Origin of the sequence: uncultured Legionella sp. (genome assembly GCF_937871865.1) — a bacterium.
GTDB lineage: Bacteria > Pseudomonadota > Gammaproteobacteria > Legionellales > Legionellaceae > Legionella.
The window spans coordinates 1-4,668 of the sequence record NZ_CALMPD010000277.1 but is presented as its reverse complement, the minus strand read 5'-3'; the positions used below and the strand labels follow the sequence as shown (position 1 = coordinate 4,668).

Sequence of the window (4,668 nt, the reverse complement as noted above, 5' to 3'; positions counted from 1 at the left end):
AGAAACAGATACCTGACGTCCACTGTAAGTCATGCTGACCTGGACTCCGCGACGCTCAACACACAAAGTAATAATTGAACCCAAATAATCTTGGGGAACTAAAATATTAGCTCTGACTATAGGCTCATACATTTCTTTAATTTGAGGTGATGGAGGCAGATGAGATGGATTATCAATCAACAGCGACTCACCTTTCTGAGTCAGAATTTTATAAACTACAGTCGGAGCTGTAGAAATTAAATCAAGATTATATTCTCTCTCCAAACGCTCCTGAACGATCTCCATATGCAGCATGCCCAGGAATCCACAGCGGAATCCGAAACCAAGTGCTTCTGAAGACTCTGGTTCATAGAATAAAGAAGCATCATTCAAACTTAATTTGGCTAATGCCTCTCTGAATGCTTCAAAATCATCAGAACTGATAGGAAACAAACCCGCATAAACCTGAGGCTTTACACGCTGAAAACCTGGTAAAGGCTGATCTGATGGGTTTTTATCAAGAGTCAGAGTATCCCCTACTGGCGCTCCTTGGATTTCTTTAATACCTGCGACAACATAACCCACTTCACCTGCATTTAGTACATCAAGCCGTGTTCTCTTTGGAGTAAATATTCCAACCTGATCAACCTCATAGGAACGGCCAGTTGACATTATTCTCATTTTATCGCCCTTTCGTATTGAGCCATTAACAATACGAACCAAAGACACAACCCCTAAATAACTATCAAACCATGAATCAATAATCAACGCTTGCAGTGGAGCATCGATAGTGCCTTCCGGTGGAGGAATGCTGGCAACCAAGGCTTCAAGAACATCTTCAACTCCCATACCGCTTTTTGCACTGACTCTTATTGCTTCATGTGCATCCAAACCAATAATGTCTTCAATTTCAGCAATGACACGCTCTGGTTCTGCCTGGGGCAAGTCAATTTTATTTAAAACAGGAAGTACGGCTAACGATTGATCGATAGCTGTATAACAAACGGCAACGGTCTGCGCCTCAACTCCTTGTGCTGCATCGACAACCAGGATAGCCCCTTCACAAGCAGCAAGAGAACGAGAAACCTCATAGCTGAAATCAACATGGCCTGGGGTATCAATAAAATTGAGCAGATAGGTCTTACCGTCCTTTGCTGTATAGTTTAATGACACACATTGTGCCTTAATGGTAATGCCCCTCTCGCGCTCAATATCCATAGAATCAAGCACCTGAGAGCTCATTTCACGCTCGGTTAATCCGCCGCATATTTGAATAAATCGATCGGCCAAAGTGGATTTTCCATGATCGATATGGGCAATAATTGAAAAGTTACGAATTCGATTTAAGTCGCTCAACTGAATAACCCTTTTAGCAAATTGCATAAGTCTATCTTAAATGTAGCCGTGCAGAAAGTAGGCGATGCTAATTCTGTCGTTTTTGTGGACTACTTGATTCATTTTGTAAAGAAAATTTGCTAATAACTTATAATTTCACTAAAATTCTGTGTTTCGCTTCAACATAGGATGCACCATGCGACCAATTATTTGGCTAGGTTATTCATTATTAATTCTTATTTCGTTTTCTAGCTATTCAGATTCTGCACTTACTCAACGTAAAGACGTTCAGGTTTTTATAGACAGCATGGTAAAGCAGCATCATTTCAATAAAAAGCAATTAACAGATACTTTGAATCAGGTAGTGATTCAGCCTCAGATTATTGAATCAATGGAAAAGCCTTTTGAAAAGAAAAACTGGGATGTTTATAGAGACCTGTTTCTAACAGCTAAACGAGTACAAGGTGGCTTGGACTTCTGGGCTGCAAATAAGCAATCGTTAGAAAAAGCACAAAAAAGATATGGTGTTCCTCCTGAAATTATTGTTGCTATTTTAGGTGTTGAAACCTTATATGGCGAGCGTCAAGGAGATAATCGCGTATTAGATGCACTAGCTACTCTGGCCTTTAACTATCCCAAACGATCACCTTATTTTACAAAAGAATTAAAAGAATATTTATTGCTTTGCCGTGAGCATAAAGTTCCTGCAACTTATTACAAAGGCTCTTATGCCGGAGCAATGGGTAAACCACAATTCATGCCAAGCAGCTACCGCTATTATGCAGTTGACTTTAATAATAAAGGGCGACGAGATTTAGTTGCAGACAATGCAGATGCCATTGGAAGTATCGCCAATTATTTCAATAAACACGGGTGGAAATTAAATGGTGGTGTTGCTCAACCCGCTAAAGTATCTGGCTGGAAATCCAAACGCATTCAGATGAATCCCAGAACAGCTAATTATAATTATGCTCAACTGGTAGAATCCGGGATTAAACCAATAACTGCTGCGCAAAATCATCCTGGACGTGCAGGTGTCATTGAACTTGTTACGGATGAAGGAAAAGAATACTGGCTTGCTTATCCTAACTTCTTTGTAATTACCCGTTACAACTCAAGCTCTCAATATGCATTAGTAGTCTACCTGTTGTCGCAACAACTAAAACAGCAGTGGGTAGCACAAAATGCAAAAAAACATAGGGCTTATGTATGATTCTAATTTATAATCAATAGGATATACTGTAACAAAATAGCAGCATTAACAACGATAACTAAAGAGCCTGACTCATGGATAAATGTTTCCTGTTTACTCAACATCTTGATGACAATGGCTGCTTTTGTTTAAAAATGACAAGCAGTGGGGAGCTACTCTCCCCACCAGCTCAACGAAGCTTTTCTGAAATAGAAACATTACAATCTGATTGCAGTACCCTGATTGTTGAAACTGCAACCCATGCAAGTCTGCTTGATCTTGAACTGCCTTGGCTTCCTGAACGCAAAGCTCGGATTGCCATCCCTTTTGCTCTTGAAGAAAAAGTCGCGCAACCCGTTGAAGAACTTCATTTTGCCTTTGATAAACTAAGATTTCAAAATAATCATTATCTGATTACCATCATTAGCAAAGAAAGAATTCAATTCATAATCAATACGCTGAATGAACACAATATTGATTATGAAGCAATAACCCTTGATTGGTTTGCTCTTTCTTCTCATGAATTAGTGGTTACGGAATCAGTACTTTTAGTAAATAATGAGGATTTTAAGGGAGCCCTTTCTGGTGACCTTGCACTAACGTATCTCAAAAACCATCCTCAAGACCCGGCATTGTTCTTTGCAGACAGCAAAATAATAGCAGAAACATCAATGCCTAAAAACAGTGAAAGCTCCTGCGCTTGGATTGCCAAAAAACTATTTGAGTCCAAACCATTGAACCTGTGTCAAGGTGATATGCTGCATGGAAATACTTCTGACTGGGTTAGCAAAGGATATAAGCTCGCAGCCCTAATGGGCTGTTTGTGGTTATTGTCGCTTTTATTCGTGAATGCATTGTCCTTACATTCGTTAAAGAAACAAAATAAAGTCCTGGATGACCAAATTGCTACTATTTATCGTGAATTTTTTCCAGAAGCAAAACAGGTCATTAGCCCCAAATTCCGTATTAGCCAACTCCTTAGTAATAATACCTCAGATAAGCAATCTCGCTTTTGGTTTTTATTGAATCAATTCGCCGAAGGTGTAAATGAAAGTGAGCATACAATTGAAGACATTCGTTATCAAAATAAAACACTGATTGTAACGCTGGTGAGTGCGGACTTTTCAAGTCTGGAAGAAATTGAAAATAAACTGAAGTCATTACAATTAAAAGTAAGACAGACACAAGCAACTACTCGTGAACAGCACGTTGTGGCAACCCTGGAGCTAACGTGAAATCCTATATAAATTCGCTCAATGAAAGAGAAAAATGGATGGTACTCGGTGCCGTATTAACGTTGACCATCTATTGTTATTACCAGTTCCTCTATATCCCATTGAGTAATAAAGTCACATTGCAATCATCACAACGCATTGAGAAAAGCGAAACCCTGGCCTGGATGAAAACAGTAAGGCAAAAAGCTCATGCAACGAAAACGAAACAGTCTGTCGGTAATAGTCAATTGCTTACGTTGTTGGCTACCCAACTCAAAAATAATGAAACGCTTAAGTTACCTTATCAATTACAACAGACAGGAACCGGAGACATCCAGTTGACCTTTGATAGGGTTCCCTTCAGACTGTTCATGCAATGGTTGGCTAAAATCAATGATAAATACAATCTGACAATTAAACAATTTGATGCAGCGCACACAGATACACCTGGTGTGGCCAAATTAATGATAATAATAACCGCGTCCTAAGATCCTATTGATGGCCCTTTTTTGTTCATTTCAGCAGCGTCAGCAATTATCTTTTCAACAGCATCAGCAGAGGACGTAGTTAATTGAAAAAAAGACGAAACAAAACCTTGCGCAGTACAAAGTAATTTGTATTCATCACTACTTTTAAATGTTTTTACAATCTCGGCCCTCTCTTCTTCTGTTTGCCCTTCAAGAGAACGTTTAAATTCTTTAAGAATAGCGGTTTTTAAGGCATCGCCAGTCTTACATTTAAAGGATTCTCTTGATGGAATCTGGACTTAAATACATGAAATCTGCTGTTATTTTTAGTGGCGTATTCATAATTTAATACAATGCTTAAAATTTGCTCTTTCATCAATGAATTATTTTTTAAACTATCATTGGCGTAATCAAATGCTCGATGGTTTGTTCGCACTGCTTTAGTAATAAACTCGATGTTTGATTTCAGATGATCAGCAGC

Annotated in this window: 6 protein-coding genes; 3 read left to right on the top strand and 3 right to left on the bottom strand. The window is 38.8% G+C overall.

What is annotated here, in order from left to right; translation table 11 throughout:
* On the bottom strand, positions 1–1,362 hold a 1,362-nt coding region (lepA, locus tag Q0495_RS14990), incomplete at its 3' end, for a translation elongation factor 4 (protein ID WP_298627718.1).
* Between the two features lie 148 nt (positions 1,363–1,510).
* Here lepA and mltB point away from each other — a divergent pair.
* The 3 genes from mltB (at position 1,511) to lspM (ending at position 4,208) form a co-directional block, all read left to right on the top strand.
* Positions 1,511–2,527 (top strand): lytic murein transglycosylase B, encoded by a 1,017-nt coding sequence (gene mltB / locus Q0495_RS14985; RefSeq protein WP_298627717.1) that lies wholly within the window; start codon positions 1,511–1,513, stop codon positions 2,525–2,527.
* A gap of 74 nt (positions 2,528–2,601) precedes the next feature.
* Positions 2,602–3,741 (top strand): type II secretion system protein GspL, encoded by a 1,140-nt coding sequence (gspL, locus tag Q0495_RS14980; RefSeq protein ID WP_298627715.1) that lies wholly within the window; start codon positions 2,602–2,604, stop codon positions 3,739–3,741.
* Positions 3,738–4,208: a GspM family type II secretion system protein LspM gene (gene lspM, locus Q0495_RS14975; RefSeq protein WP_298627713.1), complete on the top strand. Its 471-nt coding sequence runs from the start codon at positions 3,738–3,740 to the stop codon at positions 4,206–4,208. The genes gspL and lspM overlap by 4 nt, the downstream gene beginning before the upstream one ends.
* On the opposite strand, the gene Q0495_RS16860 is transcribed toward lspM, so the two are convergent.
* Positions 4,205–4,426 (bottom strand): hypothetical protein, encoded by a 222-nt coding sequence (locus Q0495_RS16860; protein WP_367274441.1) that lies wholly within the window; start codon positions 4,424–4,426, stop codon positions 4,205–4,207. The genes lspM and Q0495_RS16860 overlap by 4 nt on opposite strands.
* A gap of 8 nt (positions 4,427–4,434) precedes the next feature.
* Positions 4,435–4,668 (bottom strand): DUF4116 domain-containing protein (locus Q0495_RS14970; protein WP_298627711.1); only part of this gene is annotated, 234 nt, incomplete at its 5' end.